This is a genomic window from Streptomyces sp. NPDC006687 (genome assembly GCF_040636215.1).
Lineage (GTDB): Bacteria > Actinomycetota > Actinomycetes > Streptomycetales > Streptomycetaceae > Streptomyces.
In genome coordinates, this window is sequence record NZ_JBEYJJ010000001.1 from 1 (window position 1) to 24,438 (window position 24,438).

20 protein-coding genes are annotated in these 24,438 nt (G+C 72.4%); 7 read left to right on the forward strand and 13 right to left on the reverse strand.

Going from position 1 to position 24,438, the window contains the following annotated elements; genetic code table 11:
* Window positions 1-556 precede the first annotated feature (556 nt).
* The 3 genes from ABZ716_RS00005 to thyX form a co-directional block, all read right to left on the reverse strand.
* The gene (locus tag ABZ716_RS00005) at window positions 557-2,242 is read right to left on the reverse strand and encodes a ribonuclease J (RefSeq protein WP_358812332.1); all 1,686 of its coding nucleotides are present in this window, start codon (window positions 2,240-2,242) and stop codon (window positions 557-559) included.
* A gap of 115 nt (window positions 2,243-2,357) precedes the next feature.
* Window positions 2,358-3,257, reverse strand: coding sequence for a 4-hydroxy-tetrahydrodipicolinate synthase (gene dapA / locus ABZ716_RS00010; protein ID WP_358955374.1), 900 nt, complete (start codon window positions 3,255-3,257; stop codon window positions 2,358-2,360).
* Between the two features lie 199 nt (window positions 3,258-3,456).
* Window positions 3,457-4,197: an FAD-dependent thymidylate synthase gene (gene thyX / locus ABZ716_RS00015; protein ID WP_358812330.1), complete on the reverse strand. Its 741-nt coding sequence runs from the start codon at window positions 4,195-4,197 to the stop codon at window positions 3,457-3,459.
* 214 nt (window positions 4,198-4,411) lie between these two features.
* Between thyX and ABZ716_RS00020 the strand changes: the two genes are divergently transcribed.
* Window positions 4,412-4,654, forward strand: a complete 243-nt coding sequence (locus ABZ716_RS00020; protein WP_351883942.1) for a hypothetical protein — start codon at window positions 4,412-4,414, stop codon at window positions 4,652-4,654.
* A 47-nt stretch (window positions 4,655-4,701) separates the two neighbouring features.
* Entirely contained in the window at window positions 4,702-5,253 is a 552-nt protein-coding gene (locus ABZ716_RS00025) for a PH domain-containing protein (RefSeq protein WP_358812328.1), read from the forward strand.
* 85 nt (window positions 5,254-5,338) lie between these two features.
* Here the strand turns inward: ABZ716_RS00025 and ABZ716_RS00030 are convergent, their stop codons facing one another.
* The 6 genes from ABZ716_RS00030 to eccD form a co-directional block, all read right to left on the reverse strand.
* Window positions 5,339-5,788, reverse strand: a complete 450-nt coding sequence (locus tag ABZ716_RS00030; protein ID WP_351883946.1) for a hypothetical protein — start codon at window positions 5,786-5,788, stop codon at window positions 5,339-5,341.
* Window positions 5,789-5,803: 15 nt separating this feature from the next.
* Window positions 5,804-6,556, reverse strand: coding sequence for a 4-hydroxy-tetrahydrodipicolinate reductase (gene dapB / locus ABZ716_RS00035; protein WP_358955377.1), 753 nt, complete (start codon window positions 6,554-6,556; stop codon window positions 5,804-5,806).
* Window positions 6,557-6,584: 28 nt separating this feature from the next.
* On the reverse strand, window positions 6,585-7,964 hold the full coding sequence (locus tag ABZ716_RS00040; protein ID WP_358812327.1) for a pitrilysin family protein: 1,380 nt from the start codon (window positions 7,962-7,964) through the stop codon (window positions 6,585-6,587).
* A complete protein-coding gene (locus ABZ716_RS00045) occupies window positions 7,961-10,183 on the reverse strand; it encodes a polyribonucleotide nucleotidyltransferase (RefSeq protein ID WP_351884204.1) in 2,223 nt (740 codons plus the stop codon). Before ABZ716_RS00045 ends, ABZ716_RS00040 begins: the two co-directional genes overlap by 4 nt.
* A gap of 285 nt (window positions 10,184-10,468) precedes the next feature.
* Window positions 10,469-10,756, reverse strand: a complete 288-nt coding sequence (gene rpsO / locus ABZ716_RS00050; RefSeq protein ID WP_136213493.1) for a 30S ribosomal protein S15 — start codon at window positions 10,754-10,756, stop codon at window positions 10,469-10,471.
* 171 nt (window positions 10,757-10,927) lie between these two features.
* Complete coding sequence (gene eccD, locus ABZ716_RS00055; RefSeq protein WP_358955379.1) at window positions 10,928-12,490, reverse strand: type VII secretion integral membrane protein EccD; 1,563 nt, start codon at window positions 12,488-12,490, stop codon at window positions 10,928-10,930.
* A 169-nt stretch (window positions 12,491-12,659) separates the two neighbouring features.
* Between eccD and eccCa the strand changes: the two genes are divergently transcribed.
* Both eccCa and ABZ716_RS00065 read left to right on the forward strand, forming a co-directional pair.
* Window positions 12,660-16,613, forward strand: coding sequence for a type VII secretion protein EccCa (gene eccCa, locus ABZ716_RS00060; protein ID WP_358955381.1), 3,954 nt, complete (start codon window positions 12,660-12,662; stop codon window positions 16,611-16,613).
* 148 nt (window positions 16,614-16,761) lie between these two features.
* The gene (locus tag ABZ716_RS00065; protein WP_007266914.1) at window positions 16,762-16,995 is read left to right on the forward strand and encodes a DUF397 domain-containing protein; all 234 of its coding nucleotides are present in this window, start codon (window positions 16,762-16,764) and stop codon (window positions 16,993-16,995) included.
* Window positions 16,996-17,079: 84 nt separating this feature from the next.
* Here ABZ716_RS00065 and ABZ716_RS00070 read toward each other — a convergent pair whose 3' ends face one another.
* From ABZ716_RS00070 to eccB, 4 genes are all read right to left on the reverse strand, one after another.
* On the reverse strand, window positions 17,080-17,385 hold the full coding sequence (locus ABZ716_RS00070) for a WXG100 family type VII secretion target (RefSeq protein WP_351883957.1): 306 nt from the start codon (window positions 17,383-17,385) through the stop codon (window positions 17,080-17,082).
* A 48-nt stretch (window positions 17,386-17,433) separates the two neighbouring features.
* Window positions 17,434-17,775: a hypothetical protein gene (locus tag ABZ716_RS00075; protein ID WP_358955383.1), complete on the reverse strand. Its 342-nt coding sequence runs from the start codon at window positions 17,773-17,775 to the stop codon at window positions 17,434-17,436.
* Between the two features lie 206 nt (window positions 17,776-17,981).
* Window positions 17,982-19,217, reverse strand: coding sequence for a type VII secretion-associated serine protease mycosin (mycP, locus tag ABZ716_RS00080; protein WP_358955385.1), 1,236 nt, complete (start codon window positions 19,215-19,217; stop codon window positions 17,982-17,984).
* Between the two features lie 16 nt (window positions 19,218-19,233).
* Entirely contained in the window at window positions 19,234-20,811 is a 1,578-nt protein-coding gene (gene eccB, locus ABZ716_RS00085) for a type VII secretion protein EccB (protein WP_358955388.1), read from the reverse strand.
* A 347-nt stretch (window positions 20,812-21,158) separates the two neighbouring features.
* On the opposite strand from eccB, the gene eccE reads away from it, so the two are divergent.
* The 3 genes from eccE to ABZ716_RS00100 all read left to right on the forward strand — a co-directional run.
* Window positions 21,159-22,412: a type VII secretion protein EccE gene (gene eccE, locus ABZ716_RS00090; RefSeq protein WP_358955832.1), complete on the forward strand. Its 1,254-nt coding sequence runs from the start codon at window positions 21,159-21,161 to the stop codon at window positions 22,410-22,412.
* 14 nt (window positions 22,413-22,426) lie between these two features.
* A complete protein-coding gene (locus ABZ716_RS00095) occupies window positions 22,427-23,125 on the forward strand; it encodes a hypothetical protein (protein ID WP_358955835.1) in 699 nt (232 codons plus the stop codon).
* Between the two features lie 975 nt (window positions 23,126-24,100).
* A partial coding sequence (locus tag ABZ716_RS00100) for an SCO5717 family growth-regulating ATPase (protein WP_358955391.1) occupies window positions 24,101-24,438 on the forward strand: 338 nt, incomplete at its 3' end.

Genomic DNA, 24,438 nt, shown 5'->3' on the forward strand with positions numbered 1-24,438 from the left:
ACACGAAAGAGCGGGTCAGTCACGGTCGGAATAAGACCGACTGACCACAACGTCCTCGCTGTGTTGTTGCCTGCCCCCGAAGGAACAGGACTTTTTCAAAGGAACCTCATCCACCGGAGTGGACGGGGTATCAACTTCTGGCGTTGATTTTTGGCACGCTGTTGAGTTCTCAAGGAACGGACGCTTCCTTCGTACTCACCCGCAGTAACACTTACTGGGGCTTTCCTCCGGGCTTTCGTTCTTGCGATTCAGACTCTATCAGAGTCTTTCTCGCTTGCTTTCCAGGTCCTTCGCTTTCGCGTTTTCCCTTTCCGGCGGTTCCGACTCTATCAGATTCTTTCCGTACCGTTTCCGGTGTGGATTTGAATTCCGATGGCCTTCGGGGGGCCTTTCCCTTTCGGGCGGGACAGACTTTATCAGGTTTCCCCGGTCCGAATTCCCATCCTCCCCGGCAGACGGATCCGGGCGCACCTGTGTGCGCTGGTCCCTGCGGGGTGGAGACGCCAACGTACTGGAGCGGGGCCCCCGGATGCAAATCCGGGGGCCCCGCTTCAGGTCAGACCTCCACGACGACCGGGAGGATCATCGGGCGGCGGCGGTAGGCGTCGGAGACCCACTTGCCCACCGTGCGGCGGATGAGCTGCTGGATCTGGTGCGGCTCGGCCACGCCGTCGGCCGCTGCGCGGGCGATGGCCTCCTCGATCTTCGGGATGACCGCCACGAAGGCGGAGTCCTCGATGCCGGAGCCGCGGGCCTGGATGTTCGGGCCGCTGGTGACCTTGCCGGTGGTGCTGTCCACCACGACGAAGACCGAGACGATGCCCTCGTCGCCCAGGATGCGGCGGTCCTTCAGCGAGGCTTCCGTGACGTCGCCGACCGAGAGGCCGTCCACGTACACGTAGCCGGCCTGGACCTTGCCGGAGATGCGGGCCTTGCCGTCGATCAGGTCGACGACCACGCCGTCCTCGGCGATGACGATGCGGTCCTTGGGGACGCCCGTCATGGCCCCGAGCTCGGCGTTGGCGCGCAGGTGGCGCCATTCGCCGTGGACCGGCATCAGGTTCTTCGGCTTGCAGATGTTGTAGAAGTACAGCAGCTCGCCGGCCGAGGCGTGGCCCGAGACGTGGACCTTGGCGTTGCCCTTGTGGACGACGTTCGCGCCCCAGCGGGTCAGGCCGTTGATCACGCGGTAGACCGCGTTCTCGTTGCCCGGGATCAGGGACGACGCCAGGATCACGGTGTCGCCGGGGACGATCCGGATCTGGTGGTCGCGGTTGGCCATGCGGGACAGGGCCGCCATCGGCTCGCCCTGGGAGCCCGTGCAGACCAGCACGATCTCCTCGTCCGGCAGGTCGTCGAGGGTCTTGACGTCGACGACGAGGCCGGCCGGGACCCGGAGGTAGCCGAGGTCACGGGCGATGCCCATGTTGCGGACCATGGAGCGGCCGACGAAGGCGACCCGGCGGCCGTACTCGTGGGCGGCGTCCAGGATCTGCTGGATGCGGTGCACGTGGCTGGCGAAGGACGCCACGATGATCCGCTTCTGGGCACCCGCGAAGACACCGCGGATGACGTTGGAGATGTCGCGCTCCGGCGGGACGAAGCCCGGGACCTCGGCATTCGTCGAGTCCGAGAGGAGGAGGTCGATGCCCTCCTCGCTCAGACGCGCGAAGGCGTGCAGGTCGGTGAGGCGGTTGTCCATCGGGAGCTGGTCCATCTTGAAGTCGCCGGTGGCGACGACGAGACCCGCGTCCGTGCGGATCGCGACGGCCAGGGCGTCCGGGATGGAGTGGTTGACGGCGATGAACTCGCAGTCGAAGGGGCCGAGGTACTCGCGCTCGCCTTCCTTCACCTCAAGGGTGTAGGGGCGGATGCGGTGCTCCTGGAGCTTGGCCTCGATGAGGGCCAGCGTCAGCCTGGAGCCGATCAGCGGGATGTCCGGCTTCTCCCGGAGGAGGTAGGGGACGGCGCCGATGTGGTCCTCGTGGCCGTGGGTGAGGACGATGCCCTCGATGTCGTCGAGCCGGTCCCGGATGGACGTGAAGTCCGGCAGGATCAGGTCGATGCCCGGCTGCTCCTCCTCGGGGAAGAGGACGCCGCAGTCGACGATCAGCAGGCGGCCGTCGAACTCGAAGACGGTCATGTTGCGGCCGATCTCGCCGAGACCGCCCAGCGGGGTGACCCGCAGGCCGCCCTTGGGGAGCTTCGGCGGCGGGCCGAGTTCAGGGTGCGGATGGCTCAAAGGTTCTCCTTCACCACGCGCGCCACGTGCCCCTTTCAGGCACGTGGCGCGCATGTCATTCGTGCACTTGCTCTTGTCTGTTTCGGTCCTGCTTGTTCAGTTGTGAAGTCCGTTGTCAGAGCTGTACCCCGCCGGCGGCGAGATCGAGCTTGAGCTGGGCCGTCTCTTCGTCGGTCAGGCCGACCAGCGGCAGCCGCAGCGGGCCCGCGGGTAGGCCCTGGAGGTTCAGGGCGGCCTTGGTGGTCATCACGCCCTGGGTGCGGAACATACCGGTGAAGACCGGGAGGAGCTTCTGGTGGATCTCCGTGGCCTTCTGCACGTCGCCGCCCAGGTGGGCTTCGAGCATCGCGCGCAGCTCGGGGGCGACCACGTGGCCGACGACCGAGACGAAGCCGACGGCGCCGACCGACAGGAGCGGCAGGTTCAGCATGTCATCGCCCGAGTACCATGCCAGGCCGCTCTGCGCGATGGCCCAGCTGGCGCGGCCGAGGTCGCCCTTGGCGTCCTTGTTGGCCACGATGCGCGGGTGCTCGGCGAGCCTCACCAGGGTTTCGGTGTTGATCGGGACGCCGCTGCGGCCGGGGATGTCGTAGAGCATGACCGGCAGCCCGGTGGCGTCCGCGATGGCCGTGAAGTGCTGGTAGAGGCCCTCCTGCGGCGGCTTGCTGTAGTAGGGCGTGACCGCGAGGAGGCCGTGGGCGCCGGTGCGCTCGGCCTGGCGGGCCAGCTCCAGGGTGTGCCGGGTGTCGTTGGTGCCGATGCCGGCGACGACGTGCGCGCGGTCGCCGACCGCTTCGAGTACGGCTCGTACGAGGTCGTTTTTCTCCGCGTCGGTGGTCGTGGGGGACTCACCGGTGGTGCCGTTGACGATCAGGCCGTCGTTGCCTGCGTCCACCAGGTGGACGGCGAGACGCTGCGCGCCGTCGAGGTCAAGTGCGCCATCCGCCGTGAACGGCGTGATCATGGCGGTGAGGACCCGCCCGAAGGGGGTCTGCGGAGTCGAGATCGGAGCCATGGGTAACACGCTACTCGCTGCCATGCCCGCGGTGTCCCCTCGGGGGACGTGAACCGCTGTTGGATCCCGGCACTGCCTGCTCGGGGGTTCAAGCAGTGCCGGGTCCGTTTGATCAGCCTAGATGAACTTTACGAAAGGCCGCAATACGGACACTTGGGACTTGTCCCAGCACATCCGTACGCCGTGCGTGCGTCGGGCCTTACGGGGCAACGCGGCCGTTGCCGTTGAAGGCCGCGTAGGTCAGCGGCATGAGCTTCGCCCAGTGCTGCTCCATCTTCTCGCCGACCATCTCGATCTCCCGCTGCGGGAAGGACGGCACCTTCGCCAGCTCGTGCTGGGTGCGCAGGCCGAGGAAGTGCATGAGCGAGCGCGCGTTGCACGTGGCGTACATCGAGGAGAACAGGCCGACCGGCAGGACCGACCGGGCGACCTCGCGGGCCACGCCGGCCGCGAGCATCTCCTGGTACGCCTCGTACGCCTGGCGGTAGCTGTCCTCCATGACCCGGCCCGTGAGCTCCTGCTGCGCCTCCGTCCCCTCGACGAAGACGTACTTGCCCGGACGGCCCTCCTGGACGAGCTTGCGCTCGGCGTCGGGGACGTAGAAGACCGGCTGGAGCTCCCTGTAGCGGCCGGACTCCTCGTTGTAGGACCAGCCCACGCGGTGCCGCATGAACTCGCGGAAGACGAAGATCGGGGCGCTGATGAAGAAGGTCATCGAGTTGTGCTCGAAGGGGCTGCCGTGACGGTCGCGCATCAGGTAGTTGATGAGGCCCCTGGAGCGCTCCGGGTCCTTCTGGAGCTCCTCCAGGGACTGCTCCCCGGCCGTCGACACACGGGCGGCCCACAGCACGTCGCTGTCGGCGGCGGAGTGCTTGACCAGCTCCACCGTCACATCACTGCGGAAGCTGGGTTTCAGGTCGGGGGCGACGGTCTCGCTCACACGGGGTCCTTCCGAACGGGTCTTTCGAGGGGCGCGCCCACTCTACGGCGATTCGTACGGGCCGCCCGCCAGAGCGGCCCCGGCACCGGACCGGCCGGGCGGCTGACGGGGCGCCACGAGTTCCGGTGAATCTCCGGATACGGGGCACCGATCCGCGTCTTCGTTCGTCTTACGGGGCAGATGTACGAACCCCTACTCCGAGGAGTGTTGCCCCATGTTCCGCCGCCGGCGCGAACCCGTCCCGTTCGCCTTCGTCGCCGAGGCCGACCGTTTCCGAAGCAATGTCACCCCGCCGCCGCGCGAGCGGCTGAGCATGACCCAGATCACGGCCCGTAGTCTGGTCGGACTGACCGTGGTCGCGGGGCTCGTCGGCTCCCTGCTCTTCGGCATGCCCGCCCTGCAGCCCTACAAGGCCACCGGCAAGGCGCAGCAGTCGGAGGCGTCCGAGGGACGGTAGCCTCACGGGCACAGATCAACGAACGTGCATGTGAGTGAGGTCCAGCCGTGCCCCTGCCCTTCCTGACGGCCGACGGCGTCTTCGACGCTCACGAGGACGAGGCCCTCCCTCACGTGGATCCCGCACGTTGGCGGCGCCCCTACCGGCCCGGTCCCTGGCGGGTGGCCGGTGCGGCGCTGCTGCTGCTCCTGTCCGCCTTCATGCTGCTGGCCACCGTGATCATCGCCTTCGCCGGCACCTGGGCGGACGCCCTGGCGGCGGGGGCGGTGTCGCTCGCCGTGGTCGGATCCGCGCTGCGGATCCTGCGCGCGGGCGTCTGGGTGAGTCCCGGCGGGCTGCGGTGCGTCGGGTTCTTCAAAACCCGTTCGATCGCGTGGAGCGAGGTCGAGGGGATCCGCAAGGTCCAGCAGCCGGTGCGGTGGCTGGGGCTGCCGAGGACCGTGCAGGGGCAGGTGCTGACGGTGGCCGGCCGGGGCGGGGAGGAGCTTCCGGTGCTGAGCGACCACAGCGCCGACTTCCTCGCGCGCGCCGAAGCCTTCGACCGGGCGGCCGAGGTGGTGGAGGCGTGGGCCGGGGAGTACCGGGCCGTGCCCGCCTGACGGCCTGGCAGGCACGCCGAGGGCCCGTACGGGGATCGTTCCCGTACGGGCCCTTCTCGCTCACGTGGCGCCGCGGTGGCGGCGGTCAGGCGGCGGTGTGCGTCCGGTGCAGGGCGATGGCCCGCTGCATGGCCTTGCGGGCCCGCGGGGTGTCGCGGGCGTCGTGGTAGGCGACGGCGAGGCGGAACCAGGTGCGCCAGTCCCCCGGCGCGTCCTCGGTCTCGGCCTTGCGGCGCGCGAAGACCTCGTCGGCGGAGTCCCGCAGGATCCGCCCGTACTGGTCGCGTTCCAGTTCGTCGACGGGCAGGCCGCCCTCGGCCTCCAGTTCGGCGGCGAGCTGGTTGGCGCGGGTGACGAACCGGGTGTTCATCCAGAGGAACCAGATGCCGATGACCGGCAGGATCAGCACGGCCGCACCGAAGGTGACGGTGAGCCAGGTGCCCTGCTGGATCAGCATCAGGCCCCTGCTGCCGACCAGGACGAAGTAGACGACCAGGACGGCGGCCGTGAGGAAGTAGGTGATCTTCGCGCGCATGGTGCTACTGCCTCATCAGCCGAGGTCGAGGAAGTTTTCCAGGCCGAAGGTGAGGCCCGGGGTCCGCGTCACGCGGCGCACGCCGAGCAGGATGCCCGGCATGAAGCTGCTGTGGTGCAGGGAGTCGTGGCGGATGGTCAGGGTCTCCCCCTCGCCGCCGAGCAGCACCTCCTGGTGGGCCAGCAGGCCGCGCAGGCGGACGGCGTGCACCGGGACACCGCCGACGTCCGCGCCGCGGGCGCCTTCCAGGCCGGTGACGGTGGCGTCGGGCTGCGCGCCCAGGCCGGCCTCGGCGCGGGCGGCCGCGATGAGCTGCGCGGTACGGGTGGCGGTGCCGGAGGGGGCGTCGACCTTGTTCGGGTGGTGCAGCTCGACGACCTCGACCGACTCGAAGTAGCGGGCGGCCTGGGCGGCGAACTTCATGGTGAGGACGGCGCCGATGGAGAAGTTGGGGGCGATGAGCACCCCGGTCTCCGGGGAGCCGGCCAGCCAGGTGTTCAGCCGGCCGAGGCGGTCCTCGTTCCAGCCGGTGGTGCCGACCACGGCGTGGATGCCGTGGCCGACGAGGAAGCCGAGGTTGTCCATCACCGAGTCGGGGGTGGTCAGCTCGACGGCGACCTGGGCCCCGGCCTCGGTCAGGGTCTCCAGCGAGTCGCCCCGGCCGAGGGCCGCCACCAGCTCCATGTCCTCGGCGGCCTCGACGGCCTTGACGGCCTCGGAGCCGATACGGCCCTTGGCGCCGAGGACCGCCACGCGCAGCTTGCTCATGCTTGTTTCCTTCACTCCGTACGGGGGACTACGCGACCGCTTCGTCCAGGCGGGCGGCCTGCTTCTCCTTGAGCGGGCCGACCACCGCGAGCGAGGGCCGCTGGGCCAGTACATCCCGGGCGACGCCGCGGACGTCGTCCGGGGTCACCTCGGAGATACGGGCCAGCATCTCGTCGACCGACATCTGGTCGCCCCAGCACAGCTCGCTCTTGCCGATGCGGTTCATGATCGCCCCGGTGTCCTCCAGTCCGAGGACGGTGGAGCCGGAGAGCTGGCCGACGGCGCGCCGGATCTCCTCGTCGGTGAGCCCCTCGGAGGCGACCTTGTCGAGCTCGTCGCGGCAGATCCGCAGCACGTCGTGGACCTGGCTGGGCCGGCAGCCGGCGTAGACCCCGAAGAGGCCGGTGTCGGCGAAGCCGGAGGTGTACGAGTACACGCTGTAGGCCAGGCCGCGCTTCTCGCGGACCTCCTGGAAGAGGCGGGAGGACATCCCGCCGCCGAGGGCGGTGTTCAGGACGCCGAGGGCCCAGCGGCGCTCGTCGGTGCGGGCCAGGCCCGGCATGCCGAGGACCACGTGGGCCTGCTCGGTCTTGCGGCTGACCAGGTCGACGCGGCCGGCGGTGCGGACGCGCCTGCTGCCGGTACGGGGGCCGAGGGGCTGGGCGTCGCTGTTCCCGAGCGCGCCGGCCTTCTCGAAGGCGGCGCGGACCTGGCGTACGACCTTGGCGTGGTCGACGTTGCCCGCGGCGGCGACGACCAGGCGGGTGGGGTCGTAGTGCTTCTTCCAGAACCGGCGGATCCGGTCGGCGCCGAGGGCGTTGATCGTCTCGACGGTGCCGAGGACCGGGCGGCCGAGCGGGGAGTCCCCGTACATGGTCTGGGCGAAGAGGTCGTGGACCATGTCGCCCGGGTCGTCCTCGGTCATCGCGATCTCTTCGAGGATGACCCCGCGCTCGGCGTCGACGTCCTCCTCGCGGATCAGCGAGCCGGTGAGCATGTCGCAGACCACGTCGATGGCGAGCGGCAGGTCCGTGTCGAGCACCCGGGCGTAGTAGCAGGTGTACTCCTTCGCCGTGAAGGCGTTCATCTCGCCGCCGACCGCGTCGATCGCGGAGGAGATGTCGAGGGCGGTGCGCTTGGCGGTGCCCTTGAAGAGGAGGTGCTCCAGGTAGTGGGTGGCTCCGTTGAGCGTGGGCGTCTCGTCACGGGAGCCGACGTTCGCCCAGATGCCGAAGGTGGCGGAGCGGACGGAGGGCAGGGTCTCGGTGACGACGCGCAGCCCGCCGGGCAGGACGGTGCGCCGGACGGTGCCGATGCCGTCCTGCCCCTTGAGCAGGGTTTGGGTACGGGCGACGGCCCGCCCCTCCGAAGAGGGGCGGGCCGTCACACGGGAACTACGCGACGTCACTTGTCGGAGTCGTCCTTGTCAGCATCGGCGTCAGCGGTCTCGCCCTCGATCACGGGGACCAGGGAGAGCTTGCCGCGCTGGTCGATCTCGGCGATCTCGACCTGCACCTTGGTGCCGACCGCGAGCACGTCCTCGACGTTCTCCACGCGCTTGCCACCAGCGAGCTTGCGGATCTGCGAGATGTGCAGCAGGCCGTCCTTGCCGGGCATGAGGGAGACGAAGGCACCGAAGGTGGTGGTCTTGACGACCGTGCCCAGGTACCGCTCGCCGACCTCCGGCATGGTCGGGTTGGCGATCGCGTTGATCGTGGAGCGGGCGGCCTCGGCGGCCGGGCCGTCGGCGGCACCGATGTAGATGGTGCCGTCGTCCTCGATCGTGATCTCGGCGCCGGTGTCCTCCTGGATCTGGTTGATCATCTTGCCCTTGGGGCCGATGACCTCACCGATCTTGTCCACCGGGATCTTGACGGTGATGATCCGCGGGGCGTTCGGGGACATCTCGTCCGGCGTGTCGATCGCTTCCATCATCACGTCGAGGATGTGGAGGCGGGCGTCGCGGGCCTGGGTGAGGGCCGCGGCCAGGACGGAGGCGGGGATGCCGTCCAGCTTGGTGTCGAGCTGGAGGGCGGTGACGAACTCCTTGGTGCCGGCGACCTTGAAGTCCATGTCGCCGAAGGCGTCCTCCGCACCGAGGATGTCGGTGAGGGCGACGTAGTGCGTCTTGCCGTCGATCTCCTGGGAGATCAGGCCCATGGCGATACCGGCGACGGGGGCCTTGAGCGGCACACCGGCGTTCAGCAGCGACATGGTGGAGGCGCAGACCGAGCCCATGGACGTCGAACCGTTGGAGCCGAGGGCCTCGGACACCTGGCGGATCGCGTAGGGGAACTCCTCGCGGGTCGGCAGGACCGGCACGATCGCGCGCTCGGCGAGCGCGCCGTGGCCGATCTCGCGGCGCTTGGGGGAGCCGACGCGGCCGGTCTCGCCGACGGAGTACGGCGGGAAGTTGTAGTTGTGCATGTAGCGCTTGCGGGTCACCGGGGAGAGGGTGTCCAGCTGCTGCTCCATGCGGAGCATGTTGAGGGTGGTGACGCCCAGGATCTGGGTCTCGCCACGCTCGAACAGCGCCGAGCCGTGCACGCGCGGGATGGCCTCGACCTCGGCGGCCAGGGTGCGGATGTCGGTCAGGCCACGGCCGTCGATGCGGACCTTGTCCTTGATGACGCGCTCGCGCACCAGGGCCTTGGTCAGGCTGCGGTAGGCGGCGGAGATCTCCTTCTCGCGGCCCTCGAAGGCCGGGAGGAGCTTCTCGGCGGCGATGTCCTTGACGCGGTCCAGCTCGGCCTCGCGGTCCTGCTTGCCCGCGATGGTGAGCGCCTGGGCCAGCTCGCCGCGGACGGCCTGCTCCAGGGCGGCGTAGACGTCCTGCTCGTAGTCCAGGAAGACCGGGAACTCGCCCTCGGGCTTGGCGGCCTTGGCGGCCAGGTCGGCCTGAGCCTTGCACAGGACCTTGATGAAGGGCTTCGAGGCGTCGAGACCGGCGGCCACGACCTCCTCGGTCGGCGCCTCGGCGCCGCCCTTGACCAGGGCGATGGTCTTCTCGGTGGCCTCGGCCTCGACCATCATGATCGCGACGTCGCCGTCCTCCAGGACGCGGCCCGCAACGACCATGTCGAAGACGGCGTCCTCGAGCTCGGTGTGCGTCGGGAAGGCCACCCACTGGCCCTTGATCAGCGCGACGCGGACGCCGCCGATCGGGCCGGAGAAGGGCAGGCCGGCCAGCTGCGTGGACGCGGACGCGGCGTTGATCGCGATGACGTCGTACAGGTGGTCGGGGTTGAGCGCCATGATCGTGGCGACGACCTGGATCTCGTTGCGCAGGCCCTTCTTGAAGGACGGGCGCAGCGGGCGGTCGATCAGGCGGCAGGTGAGGATCGCGTCCTCGGAGGGGCGGCCCTCGCGGCGGAAGAAGGAGCCGGGGATCTTGCCGGCGGCGTACTGCCGCTCCTCGACGTCCACCGTGAGGGGGAAGAAGTCGAGCTGGTCCTTGGGCTTCTTCGACGCGGTGGTCGCGGAGAGCACCATCGTGTCGTCGTCCAGGTAGGCAACGGCGGAGCCGGCGGCCTGGCGGGCCAGGCGGCCCGTCTCGAAGCGGATGGTGCGGGTGCCGAAGGAACCGTTGTCAATGACGGCCTCGGCGTAGTGGGTCTCGTTCTCCACTAGCGTTTTCTCCATTTTCGTCGTCTCCGTCCGCCACCCGTGTGGTGGAGGACGGTTGCGGAGAAGCGCTCCTGGCGTGCGGGCCGGTCTTCGATCGAAGCACCCGGTTCTCTGCCCCTTCGCGGGGTCTTCCGGATGCCACTACCGAGGACCGGCGGCGTGGGAGGGCGCTCCTCCTCTTCAGTTGTGCGCTGTGACCCAGCCTACAAAGCGTCGGGCAGGTCGCGCACGTACGGCAAAGGGAGCGGCCCCATCGGTGTGGGAACCGCTCCCTTCACAGTGTGCTTACTTGGCGCCGGCCGCACCGCGGCGGATGCCGAGGCGCTCGACCAGCGTACGGAAGCGCTGGATGTCCTTCTTGGCCAGGTACTGCAGCAGACGGCGGCGCTGGCCGACCAGGATCAGCAGACCACGACGGGAGTGGTGGTCGTGCTTGTGGGTCTTGAGGTGCTCGGTCAGGTCCGAGATGCGCTTCGAGAGCATCGCGACCTGGACCTCGGGGGAGCCGGTGTCGCCCTCCTTGGCACCAAACTCTGCGATGATCTGCTTCTTCGTAGCGGCGTCGAGCGGCACGCGTACTCCTCGTTTAGGTCTTCGTGGCCACCGAGTGCCCCAGGTCGAATTCTCTGGGGATCTTCCGTGACTCGGGAGGCGGGGTCCGCTGAGCGCAGCCTCCAGAGGTCTCCGGGGGCGCGTACACAAACGGCCGTCACACAGCGTACCAGGCTGCCGGGACCCGATGTCTCAGCTGGTGAGAGAGCGGGCGCGGCCGTAGACGTCGAGCACGGCCAGGGCCAGCGGGACGAGGCCCAGCAGGACCGCGGCCTCGGTGAGGTCGAGCAGCCTTCCCCAGAAGGGTGACAGACCCTTTCGGGGGACGACAAGCGCTATTGCGGCGAGGAGGGCCGCGCCGGCGGCGACGGCGGCGGAGAGCCAAATCGTACGGAGGTCCGCGCCTCCGCGGTCCTGGGAGCGGGTGAGCTCCTCCATCAGGGTGCCGGGCGGGTGCAGGGCGAGGCCCAGGACGAGCAGGGCGATGGCCGCGAGGCCGGCGGCGAGGGCGCAGACCACCTGGGAGGTGTAGCGGAAGAGGCGGGCGCGCAGCAGGACGGCCAGGCCGGCGGCGAGGGCGAGCAGGCGGGCCCAGGGGTCGCCGGAGAAACCGAGGACGGCGGCGGCGCCGACGGTGACGGCCGCGCAGCCCCCGACGAGGCCGAGGAGCATCTCGTGGCCCCGGCGGGCCTGGGCCGCGACGGCCTCGGCGTCGACCGGGGCGCCCTGGCCGGCGCGGGCCTCGCCGGACCGGTCCCCGTACGGGTCGCTCCCGTGGCGGTCGGGGCCCTCGTCGTAGTCCGGGGTGGCGCTCCGCGGGGCGGCGTAGCCGATGGGCAGGCGGGCGAAGCGGGCGGAGAGGCCGGGCAGGAAGGCGACGAGCCCGATGGCGGCGGGGGCGCAGACGGCGGCGGTGGCGGTCGCGGAGGCCCCGGAGGCGATGGCTGCGAAGGTGGCGAGGGTGCCCGTGGCGGCGAGGAAGGTGGCCGCCACGAAGGGGGCGTCCCCGTACGGGGTGAGGGCGGTCAGGGCGACGGAGGCGACGAGGACGCAGGCGCAGCCGAGCAGGAACTGCAGGCGGCCCGGTCCCTGGCCGGGGGCGGCGGCGTCGATGCCGGAGCCGGCGATCAGCAGGTGCGGCAGTCCGGCGAGGCCGAGGGCGGCGGCGGAGCCCCGGTCGCGGTAGACCCGGGCGCGCACCGCGGCGGCGGCGGTGAGCAGCACGCCGGCGGCTCCGGCGATGATCCCGGGCAGCCCGTGCATGTCGTGGCCGACGGGGTCGGCCCGCCAGAGGACGAAGCCGAGCAGGACGAGCAGCACGGCGGAGCCGGCCAGGCCCGCGCCGCGCAGGAGGTCGTCGCTCCAGAGGTGGCGGTCGCGGACGACGGCGGAGGCGACGGCGTCGCAGACGTCGTCGAAGACGGCGGGCGGCAGGGACTCGGCGAAGGGGCGCAGGGTGAGCACCTCGCCGTCGAGGACCTGCTGGGCGGCGAGGGTGCGGGCGCCGTCGAGGACGGTGCCGGAGCGGCGTACGAGGTGGTAGCCGGGCGGGGCGCCCACGGGCTGGGTCTGGCCGGTGAGGCGCAGCAGCTCGGGGTAGATGTCGGCGACGGCGATGTCCTCGGGGAGGGCGACGTCGATGCGGCTGTCCGGGGCCACGACCGTGACCCTGCAGAACCCGGTCGCCTCGGCCGTACTCACCTGTGTGACCCCCTGGTTGGCGCCCGTCCGGGCGGCCGGTTCGCGGATGCGCATGGGTGGATGCGCCTGGTGCGCGCGCCACCCTATCCGGCGGCCGGGCGGCCCCCGGCCAGTAGGATCACGGTCGCGCCCGGGCGCGGGGGTGCGGGAGTCGCCTGCTGTGGCCGGGAGTTGGGGGCGGCGGTCGCGGCGTCCCGTCGGTTTTCGAGGGATTGATGCTCCGGTGAGCCAGATCGTCGTCAAGCGCCCGCCCCGGTCACTGCCACCCGAAGTCCCCGTGGAGGAACTGAGGCTGCAGGCCCCGCCGGAGCTTCCGCGGGGGCAGCAGGAGGGGCTGATGATGCAGCTCCTGCCGATGCTGGGCATGGGTTCCTCGGCGGTGTTCTTCTTCTTGCCGAACGTGCCGGGGTTCATGCGGGTCATGGGCGTGCTGATGCTGGCGTCCACGGTGGGCATGGTCGTGGCCCAGCTGGTGCGCCACCGGCGCGGTACGCAGGGGCACATGGCCGACGTGCGGCGGGACTACCTCAAGTACCTGGCGCAGACGCGCCGTCAGGTGCGCAGGACGGCGCGGGCGCAGCGTGACGCGCAGCTGTACCTGCACCCGGCTCCGGAGCAGCTGTGGGCGGTGGTGGCCGAGGGGTCGCGGCTGTGGGAGCGGCGGGTCGGTGACGCGGACTTCGGGCAGGCCCGGCTGGGGCTGGGCGCGCAGCGGCTGGCGACCCCGCTGGTGGCCCCGGACACGGCGCCGGTGGACGAGCTGGAGCCGCTGACGGCCGGGGCGATGCAGCGTTTCCTGAAGGTGCACTCCTCGCTGGACGGGCTGCCGGTGGCGGTGTCGATCCGGGCGTTCTACCACGTGACGGTGTCCGGGGAGGCGGAGTCGGCGCGGGGGGCGGCGCGGGCGATGGTGGCGCAGCTGGTGACGCTGCACTCCCCCGAGGACCTGGTGGTCGGGGTGGTGGCGGCGCCGGGGGCGGTGCCCTCGTGGGACTGGGTGAAGTGGCTGCCGCACACACAGGTGCCCGGGCAGGTGGACGGGGCCGGTACGAAGCGGCTGTTCGGTGACGACCTCGGTGAGCTGGAGGGGCTGCTGGGGCCGCGGCTGGAGGGGCGGCCGCGGTTCAGCCGGGAGGTGTCCCCGGTGCTGGACCAGCCGCACCTGGTGGTGGTCCTCGACGGTGGCCTGGTGCCGCCGGACTCGGTGTTCGCGGCGGCCGAGGGGCTCCAGGGGGTGACCGTCGTGGAGGTGGTCGCGGGCGAGCTGGACGAGCCGCGGGGCGGGCTGTCGGTGGTGGTGCGTCCGGGGCGGCTGCGGCTGGAGTCGGGCGCGGGGGTGGCGTACGAGGGCGTACCGGACACCTTGTCGCTGCCCGCGGCCGAGGCCCTGGCCCGGCAGCTGGCGCCGCTGCGCACGGGCGGCGGGGACGACGACGAGCCGCTGCTGGCGAACCTGGACTTCACCGATCTGCTGAACCTGGGCGACGCGGCGTCGATCGACGTCTCCCGCACCTGGCGGCCGAGGTCGGCCGGTGAGCGGCTGCGGGTGCCGATCGGTGTGGGCGAGGACGGCGCGCCGGTGATGCTGGACCTGAAGGAGGCCGCGCAGGAGGGCATGGGCCCGCACGGGCTGTGCGTGGGCGCGACCGGTTCGGGCAAGTCGGAGCTGCTGCGCACGCTGGTGCTGGGTCTGGCGGTGACGCACACCTCGGAGACGCTGAACTTCGTCCTCGCGGACTTCAAGGGCGGTGCCACCTTCACGGGCATGGGGCAGATGCCGCACGTCGCGGCGGTGATCACCAACCTGGCGGACGACCTGACGCTGGTCGACCGGATGGGCGACTCGATCCGCGGCGAGCTCCAGCGCCGGCAGGAGCTGCTGCGTTCGGCGGGCAACTACGCGAACATCCACGACTACGAGAAGGCGCGGGCGGCCGGTGCCCCGCTGGAGCCGCTGGCCTCGCTGGTGCTGGTCATCGACGAGTTCTCGGAACTGCTCACGGCCAAACCCGACTTCATCGACATGTTCATCCAGATCGGCCGGATCGGCCGTTCGCTGGGCGTGCACCTGCTGCTGGCCTCGCAGCGGCTGGAGGAGGGCAAGCTGCGCGGCCTGGACACGTACCTGTCGTACCGGATCGGCCTGCGGACCTTCTCGGCGGCGGAGTCGCGGACGGCGATCGGCGTACCGGACGCGTACCACCTGCCGTCGGTGCCGGGTTCGGGGTATCTGAAGTTCGGTACGGACGAGATGACGCGGTTCAAGGCGGCGTACGTGTCGGGCGTCTACCGCTCGGGCGGCCGGGAGCCGGCGGCGGGGCCGTTCCCGGTGGAGCGGCGGCCGGCGCTGTTCACGGCGGCTCCGGTGCCGGTGGTGTACGCCGCCCCGGACCCCGCGGAGACGGCCGCGCGGCCGGATCCGGGCGAGGACGCGCTCGCGGACACGGTGCTCGATGTGATCGTGGGGCGACTGGAGGGGCAGGGGGTGCCGGCGCACCAGGTGTGGCTGCCGCCGCTGGAGCGGGCGCCGTCGCTGGACCAGCTGCTGCCGGCGCTGGCGGCGTCGGCGGAGCGCGGGCTGCACGCCGAGGGCTACACCCGGCCGGGCGGCCTCGTGGTGCCGCTCGGGCTGGTCGACAAGCCCTTCGAGCAGCGGCGCGAGGTGCTCTACCGGGACTTCTCGGGGGCGGCGGGCCACATGATGGTGGTCGGCGGTCCGCAGTCGGGCAAGTCGACGCTGATGCGGACCCTGATCTCGGCCTTCGCCCTCACGCACACCCCGCGCGAGGTGCAGTTCTACGGGCTGGACTTCGGCGGCGGCGGGATGTCGGCGGTGGCGGAGCTGCCGCACGTGGGCGGGATCGCCTCCCGGCTGGATCCCGAGCGGGTGCGGCGCACGGTCGCGGAGGTGGCGGGGATCCTCACCCGGCGCGAGGAGTTCTTCCGCGCCCAGGGCATCGACTCCATCGCCACCTACCGGCGCAGGCGGGCGGCGGGCGAGCTGCCCGGCGAGGCGTGGGGCGACGTGTTCCTGATCGTGGACGGCTGGGGCGGCTTCCGCGGCGAGTACGAGGGCCTGGAGCAGGTGGTCACCGACATCGCCTCGCGCGGTCTGGGCTACGGCGTCCACGTGGTGGTGACCGCCGCCCGGTACATGGAGGTACGCGCCGCGCTGAAGGACCAGATGCTGGGACGGCTGGAGCTGCGCCTCGGCGACGTCATGGACTCCGAGTTCGACCGCAGGGTCGCCGCGAACGTCCCCACCGGGATGCCGGGGCGCGGGCAGGTGCCGGAGAAGCTGCACTTCCTGGGCGCGCTGCCGCGTATCGACGGGGCGCACGACGCGGAGAGCCTCTCGCGGGGCACGCAGGAGTTCGTGGCGGCGGTGCGGTCGGGCTGGGCGGGCCCTTCTGCGCCGGGGGTGCGGCTGCTGCCGCGGCTGCTCCATGCCGACCAGTTGCCCAAGGGCGGGGAGTTCCCCGAGCGGGGGATCGCCATCGGCATCGACGAGACGGCGCTGGAGCCGGTCTTCGCCGACTTCGAGACGGACCCCTTCTTCCTGGTGTTCGGCGAGAGCGAGTCGGGCAAGACGAACCTGCTGCGGCTCATCGCCCGGCAGATCGCCGAGCGGTACCCCCCGGACCGGGCGAAGCTGGTGGTCGGGGACTACCGGCGGGGTCTGCTGGGGGCGCTGCCGGAGGAGCACCTGCTGGAGTACGCGCCGATGGCGAGCTCGCTGAAGATGCACATGGAGGCGCTGGCCGGGGTGTTCTCGCGGCGCCAGCCGCCCACCGACGTCACCCCGCAGCAGCTGCGGGACCGCAGCTGGTGGACGGGCCCGAACGTGTTCATCCTGATCGACGACTACGACCTGGTGGCCACGAGCCAGGGCAATCCGCTGGCGCCGCTGGTGGAGTTCCTGCCCTTCGCCCGGGACACCGGTGTCCGGTTCATCATCGCGCGCAGCTCGGCGGGGGCCTCGCGGGCCCTGTACGAGCCGTTCATGCAGCGGATCAAGGAGCTGGGCGCGCAGGGCGTGGTGCTGTCGGGCGACCCGTCCGAGGGCGACCTGCTCGGCCTGGTCCGCCCCCGCCCGATGCCGCCGGGGCGCGGCTACTACGTCTCGCGCAGGCGGGGGACCTCGCTGGTGCAGCTGGGCCGGATGCCGGGGCTGTAGTCCGGAGGCGGTCCGGGGCGGCGGCCGGTGTCCGGGGTTCGTCCCCGGGTTCGTTTCCGGCGGAAAACTGCCCCGGGTGGCCGGCTTGCGCAGATAATCGGCTGCGAAGACGCAGCAGCACCGCACGACCGAGGGGAAGGGCCGCATCATGGGCACCCAGCAGGAGAAGGACGAGCTGTACGCGCTCGACATCAGCGACGTCGAATGGCAGGGCCCGCCCGGGACCAGCCCGGACGAGGAGCGCGTCGAGATCGCCAAGCTGCCCGAGGGGGCGGTGGCGATGCGCTCGTCCCTGGACCGCGACACGGTGCTGCGCTACACGGCGGCCGAGTGGGAGGCGTTCGTCCTCGGGGCCCGGGACGGGGAGTTCGACCTCACCTGAGGCCGGTGGCCGGATACGGCACAGGGGGCGCGCCCGGTGCGGGCGCGCCCCCTCCGCGTACCGTGCGCGGGGCCTCGTACGGGCTCAGAACGCCTCGGTGAACAGGCGGGAGGACTTCACGTCGGTGGCGCGGTAGTCGCCCTTGCCGCGCTCGATGAGCTGGGCGACCTTCTCCAGCTGCTTCTGCATGTGGTCGGCGCGGGCGTGGTACTTCTTCTGGAGGGCGACGTACTCGCGGTGCGCCTCACCGTCCCAGGTGTCGGTGACGACCTTCACGGCCGCCTCCATCTCGTCCAGGTCCTTGAGGATGTTCCTGGAGACGATGCGGATGCGGTCGGCCATCTGCTGGACGCTCTCGTACCGGACCCGGGTGTGGCCGTCGTCGGGCATGCTCTTCTCCTTCGGCTGGGTGCTGGGGGAACGGGTGGCGGGGCCGGCTCAGAGGCTGTCGAGGCCCGAGCGGCCGCTGCCGCTGTGGCCGGCGCCGACCGAGTTGAACGCCGCCCGCACTTCCTCGTCCTGCGCGTTGGTGAGGTTCTTGGTCTGCGAGACGGCGTTGTGCAGCACGCCGAGCAGGCGGCGGATCGCGTCGTGGTCGAGGTTCAGGTCCGACTGGGCCTTGGTGAACCCGTCGGCGCCGACACCGGTCCAGCCCGCGCCGGCGGTCGCCAGGATGTCGGCCAGCTCACGCGCCTGGGTGGTCACGGCATGGGCCGTCTCGGAGATCTTGTTGGCCGCCTTGACGACCGGATCGTCGGCAAGTCCGAAATTGTCAGTCATCCGAAGCTCCTCACTTCTCAATTCCCCGGCCGGGCCGAGGCATTGCGGGACGGAGCGGACCGTCCGGGCGCGGATTCCCGCCAGGCGCCCCGGAGTTCCCCCTCCGCCTCACGCCCCTCCCCCGATCACCGTCGGGAAGCCTGCCGTCACTCTAGCCAGTCCGGTTGCCCCGCCCAACACACCGGACGGCCGCCGCCGGCACCCCCTCAACGCGACGGGCGCCGCCTGCGGCGGGCCTCGTGGACGACGGCCGTGGTGGCGGCGATGACCGCGACGAGCAGCCCCGCCACGCCCAGGGCGTAGGTGGCGATCCGCTCGTCGCGCTCCTGGGCGCTCTCGCCGAGCTGGAGCCGTACGGCCTGCGGGGCGGCCGCCGGTGGCGGTCCGGGGTCCGGGACGGGGGGCCGGGGCGTTTCCCGGTCCTGGGTGAGCGCGCGTACCGGGTCCACGACGCCCCAGCCGACGTAGTCGTCACGGCCGTTGACGGAACGCTCGGCGGTGTTCTGGATCTGCCAGACCACCTCCTGCGGGCTCCACTGCGGATGCTTGGCGCGCAGCAGGGCGGCGACCCCGGCGACGTAGGGGGCGGAGAAGCTGGTGCCGTTGTCCACGCACTGGCCGAAGCCGGGGACGGTGGAGACCATGTCCACCCCGGGGGCGGCGATACCGATGAAGTCGCCGGGCTGGGAGAAGGCCGCCCGCTCGTTGTTGCGGTCGGAGGAGGCGACGGCGAGGACCCCGGGGAAGGCGGCCGGGTAGGTGCGGTGCTTCTCGCCGCTCAGCCCGTCGTTGCCGGCGGAGGCGATGACCACGGCGTTGGCGCCCAGGGCCCGCTGGACGGCCTTGGCCAGCTCGGAGTCGGCGGTCAGGGGGGCCTCGGTGTCCTGGGAGATGTTGATGACCTGGGCGCGCTGGGCGACGGCGTGGTCGATGGCCTGGGCGAGGGTGCCGGCCTTGCCGTTGCCCTGCCCGTCGTTCTGCCGGATGGGGATGACGGTGGCCTCGGGGGCCAGGCCGACGAAGCCGGTGCCCGGCTGGGGCCGGGCCGCGATCAGCCCGGCGACCTTGGTGCCGTGGCCGACGGTGTCGTTGGTGCCGTCGCCCTTGGGGTCGAGGAGGTCCCGGCCCGCGCCGGTGTCGAGGGCGCCGGCCAGCTGCGGGTTGACGCGGTCGACGCCGGTGTCGATGACCGCGACGCGTACGCCCTTGCCCCTGGTCTGCGCCCACAGGGCGTCGAAGGTGAGCCGCTGGAGGGCCCAGGGGCGGTCGGCGATCTGCTTCTTCATGGGGAAGGTGCACTCGCCGGCGCCGGCGGGGCCCGTCACGTACGCGGGACGGGTGAGCGCGGCGGGCCGGGCCTGGGCCGGGCCGGCGGCGGCCGCGAGGAGTGCGAGCGCGAGCGCCGCCAGCGGCAGGGCGGCGGCGCGGGAGGGCCGGGGCACGGCCGGTCTCCTCACCTCAGGAGCCCTGGGGCTGGCGTGCGGAGTTGGTGTCCAGGCGGGGCCCCTTGGAGAGGAACTCCGACCAGGCGATGGGCACCGGGGCCGGGACGATCCCGCCGTAGCCGAGCCGGACCTGCGCCTGGCTGGGCTCGGGCCGTCCGTCGCCGGCCGCGCCCGGGGCCTGCGGGTCGCGGGCCCCGATCCCGGACTGCTCGGCGTCGCTGTCGCCGTTGGCCTGGACGGCGTAGCGCAGGCCGGTGTCGGTGACCAGGAACAGGGCGCCGCCGGCGTTGGCCTGGCGGCCCTGGACCTGGGTGTAGAGCAGGCCGGTGCCGGGGGTGACGTACGCGCTGGTGCCGCTGGCGGTGATGTCCACGGGGAAGCCGGTGCCGGCCCAGGTGCTCAGCGTCTGGCGGCCCTGGGCGTCGACGGCGCGCAGGACGTTGCAGACGGTGTCGCGCTGTTCGCCGGCCGACGCGGAGGCGGGTGCGGGCGCGACGCGGTTGACCTGGGTGGCGCGCTTCCTGGGCCAGCGGACCTCGTCCTGGAAGGGCGGGGCGTCCTTCAGGGCCTGGAGGTCCACCTCGCGGGCCCGGCCGTGCATGTCGAGGCCGTCGGCGGCGGGCGCCGAGATCAGCAGCCAGGCGACGAACTCCGAGACGGGGGCGACCCGGTCGGGCAGGACGACGTAGTGCTGGGTGCCCGAGCCGGTCTGCGCGGTCAGCACCATGCCCACCCGGTTCTCGGCGCCGCCCAGCCCGGGGACGCCGGCGGGGGCGCCGGGGGTGCCGGGCAGCTGTGGGAAGTCGAGGTCGTCGCCGGGGTTGAGGGTGGCCAGCCACTCCTCGGTGACCGGCTGCGGTGTGGCCCCGGGGCCGACGAGCGCCGTGGTCAGGGTCCCGGAGTCGGGCCGTCCCTCGGGGAACTTGTACTTCGTGCCGGCCGAGTCGACCAGGAAGCGCTCCTTGGCGCCGCCGGTGCTCTGCACGTACAGCACCTGGGTGTCGGTGGTGCGGTGGGCGTCGTCCAGCAGGCCCGCCTCGCGGTCGGCGAGGACGAAGGCGGCGGTCTGCACGCCCCGGTTGTTGCCGCCCGGCTGCTGGCAGACGGCCCAGCGCTTGGCCTTGGCTGCGTCCTCCCTGACCGGGAGCCGGTCGGGGGCGTACGGGATGCCGATGATGGGGCCGCGCGGGGGCTTGCCGGCGTCCAGCAGGCGGTCGTCGACCTGGACGACCTTGGACTTCTGCGGGGCGAGGAGGAGCCGGGCGGAGGCCAGGTTCAGCACGGGGTGCAGCCGGGTCTGGTCCTTTCCGTTGATCCTCGTGGTGAGGACCACGTAGCGGGTCGTCGACTGCTTGCCGACGATGACCATGGCTCCGGGCTCGTCCCAGCCCTTGGGGGCCTGCGGTCTGAGCATGCCCCAGGCGCCGAAGCCGGCGACCAGCAGGGCGCCGACGACCACCCCCGGCAGGACGGCGCGCAGCGGCCGGGGCGCGCCCTCCTCGGTTCCGGTGGCGGATGGCTGGAGGAAGGCGGACACCGTGCGCCGCTTCGCAAAGGTGTACGCGTTCAGCTCGTCGCGCCGTGACGCCATGACCGCCTGCTCCTCCCCGCACGGCCCGGTCGGCGGGGCCGCTCCCTGGGCCCTGGTTGTCGGACCGGGGACCTACTATGCCTCTTGACGGAGGGTCGGCGGCTGCCGGAGGGGCCGGGGCGGAGACCGGGCGCCCGGCGGATCCGTCCGGGTCCGGGATGTTCAGGGCTGCCGGGATGTTCAGGACTACCGGGATTTTCAGGGCTGTTGGGGTGGATGGCGGAGTTCCGGTAGCGGCGGCCGTGACCGCGCCCCGGCCGGACTCCCCTTCTTCGCCCCCGAGTTGGGGAGGTGCGCCAGTGGGGGCCACCGCGACGGCGCCGCAGGCGTCGGAGGCACAGGAGGCGCTGGAGGCGCAGGGCGGCGCACCCGCGCGGGGCGGGGTCACACCGCGTCCGCTGCCGGGACCGGGGCGGTTCGGGCCGTTCCGACTGCAACAGCTCGTACTGCTCCAGCTGGCCGCGGCGGTGCTCCTCGTGGCCTGGGTGGTGGAACCGCTGCTGCTGGTGCCGGCCGGGGTGGCCGCGTCGGCCCTGGTGCCGCTCGCGCTGGTACGGCGCCGGCAGCGCTCGCTTCCGGAGCGGATCGGCGGGGCGCTCGCGCTGCGCGCCCGGCGGCGCGGGGCGGCGTCCGCCTCGGTGCCCCCGGGCACCGAGCCGGGGCTGGCTCCGCTGGTCGAGGCCGAACCGGCACTGCGGACGTCGGCCTTCGGAGGCCGGGACCGGCGGCCGGTCGGACTGGTCGGCGACGGGACCTTCCTGACGGCGGTGGTGCAGGTGGACATGGAGGCCACCGCGCTGCGGCCGGAGCGTACGGCGCGTCCGCTGCCGCTGTCGGCGGTGCGGGACGTCCTGGAGGTGGACGGGATCCGGCTGGAGTCGGCGCAGCTGGTGCAGCACACCCAGCCGGCCCCGGCCCCGCACCTGCCGGCGCAGTCGATGGCGGCGCGCAACTACGCCCCGCTCCAGGCGCAGACGGGTGCCCCGGCGGTCCGGCTGACGTGGATCGCCCTCAAGCTGGACGCGGAGCTGTGCCCGGAGGCGGTGGCGGCGCGGGGCGGCGGTCTGGTGGGGGCCCAGCGCTGTGTGGTGCGGGCGGCGGACCAGCTGGCGAGCCGGCTCACGGGGGCCGGGTTCCGGGCCACGGTGCTGACCGAGCAGGAGCTGACGGGCGCGCTGGCGACCTCCTCGTGCGCGAACCCGATGGCGATCACGCAGGCGGGGCGCTCGGGCAGCACCGGCCGGCGAACGGAGGAGACCCCGCGCACCTGGCGCTGCGACGACCGCCGGCACACCACCTACTGGGTAGCCCGCTGGCCCCGGCTGGGCGGCGCCGGGGCGGCACTCCCCCAGCTCGTGGCCCTGCTGACCTCGCTGCCGGCCCTGGCCACGAACTTCAGCCTGACGATGGCTCCGGCGGGGCGTCAGGGCGTGTCCCTGACGGGACACGTACGGGTGACGGGGCGCAGCGACGAGGAGCTGGTGGCGGCCCGCCAGGAACTGGAACGGATGGCCCGGGGCGTAGGGGCGGGACTGGTCCGGCTGGACCGGGAACAGGTCCCGGGGCTGCTGGCGTCGCTGCCGTTGGGTGGGGCGCGGTGAGGGGGTATCGGGTGGTGCGGGGTGGGTTCGGGCTGCTGGGGCCGCGCCGCGAGCGGCATGTGGTCGCGGCCGCGGATCTGGACGCGCTGGCGCTGCCCGTCGGGGACGACGGGGTCGTGATCGGCTTGGACGCCGCTGGGCGGCCGGCGGTGCTGGGCGTGAACCGGCCCGCCCCGTACGAGGTCACCCTGATCGGCGGTCTGTGGACCGCCCAGGTACTGGCGCTGCGTACGGCTGCCACCGGAGCCCGGGTGGCGGTGGAGACGGGCCGCGCACCGGTGTGGTCCGGGCTGGCCCGGGCGGCCGGGGGCGGGCAGCAGTGCGTGACCCTGCACGAGGTGGGCCGGGTGCCGCCGCAGGGCGCGTCGGCGGGCAGTCCGGTGCTGGTGGTCCGGGACTGCGGGATGCGGCCGCCGCGCGGACGGGTGGTGGCGGGCCCGTGGCAGTCGGTCCTGACCCTGCTGCCGTACGTGAGCCCTGCGGCACCCCGGCTGCTGCGGAACTCGGCGCTGGTGGGGGTCCAGCGGGTGTCCCCGGACGAGGCGGAACAGGTGGGCTCGCTGATGCGGCTGCCGGCCACGGTGGTGGAGGCGCTGCCGACGCTGGGCGACGGGGTGACGCTGTGGTGCACGCGGGGCGACCGGAAGTTCGTCCTGACGCAGGGCACGGAAACGGAGACCGGGCTCCTGGGCGCGGCCCGGCGCATTGACTGAACCCCGGGGGGCCGGTTTCGGCGCCGTTCGAGACGGGCCCGCCGGGCGACCGGAGACACAGCGGAGAGCCCCCGCGCGGAGACGGGGTGCCCCGGCGACGGGCCGCACCACACGTCACCCGCGTTCACCCGCGCGGGGCGTCGCCGGGGCCGGGTCGCAGCCCGTGCGGAGCGTCACCGGAGTGGGGCGCCGCCCCCTGTCGGGCGCGTCCCCGGCGTCGAAGCGCGAGCCACGCGTGGGCGGCGCCGGCGCTGGGGCCCCACGCGTCGCAAGTGCCGGGATCGGGTTGCACCAGCCGTGGAGCGTCTCCGGCGTCTGGGCGTGCACAGCGTGGGTACCGCCCGCGGCGGGCCGACCGGCGGGCAGTCGCGTCGGGCGTTACCTGCGTGGGGGGGGCGTCCCACGCGTCGGGAGACGCTGGCGGCGGGTCGCGTCGTGCGGCGTCACCGACGTTGGGTCGTCCCGCGCGTCGGGAGTTCCAGGGGGCGGGGTCACGCCGGGCGTCGGGCGTCACTGGCTGGGGACGTTTCCGGCGTCAGGCCGTGTTGTTCGTGGGGGTGCCCGGGGGGGGCCGGGCGCGCTGCGCGTCGGTGTCACCGGCGCCAGGTGTCCCCCGTGTTGGGTCGGCTCGGCTCCCGTCGGCCCGACGGTCGGTGATCGGTGGTCGCCTACGGCTGGTGGCCCTGGCAGACGGTGAAGCCGTGGCCTTGGGGAGGCGGCCGGCGCGTCGGATCCGTACGGGCGGTCCCGTTTCGCTGTCCGGCGGCCAGACCGGGGGCGGGTCAGCATGAGATGCGGTTCGGCGGGGGCCGCAGGCGCGGGCGGTGATGGTTGCTCAGGGCCCGAGGGGCCTGTAGGCAGGACATGTGGGGGCAAGACCTCCGGGGCCTTCGGGCACGGAGCGCGATTAGGCTGAGTCCGGGCGCGGCGTCTTAGGTGGGCGCCTGGCCGGTGTTCAACAGACCAGGAGGATCAGTGAGCGGCGATCGGAACGAGAGGCGCGGCGGGACGTGGGACGTCCCGACGGACGATCAGTCCGACGCGGAGCCCGATGTGACGGGCGAGTTCACCATCGACTACACCCCGCCGGCCTGGTACACGCAGAGCCCGCCGCCCGCACCCGCAGCGGGGGTGCCGGGGCTGCCCGAGGGCAGCGGCTTCGAGCCCCACCGCCCGGCGGACGTGGTCTCACCGCCGACGATGCGGATCGCCCCTCCGGGACCGCGCGCGGGCGCACCGACCGGGCCGGACTCCGCCGATGCAGGTCCCGTCGCGCCGGCCTCCGCCGGGACGGGCGCCGCCTGGCCGGACTC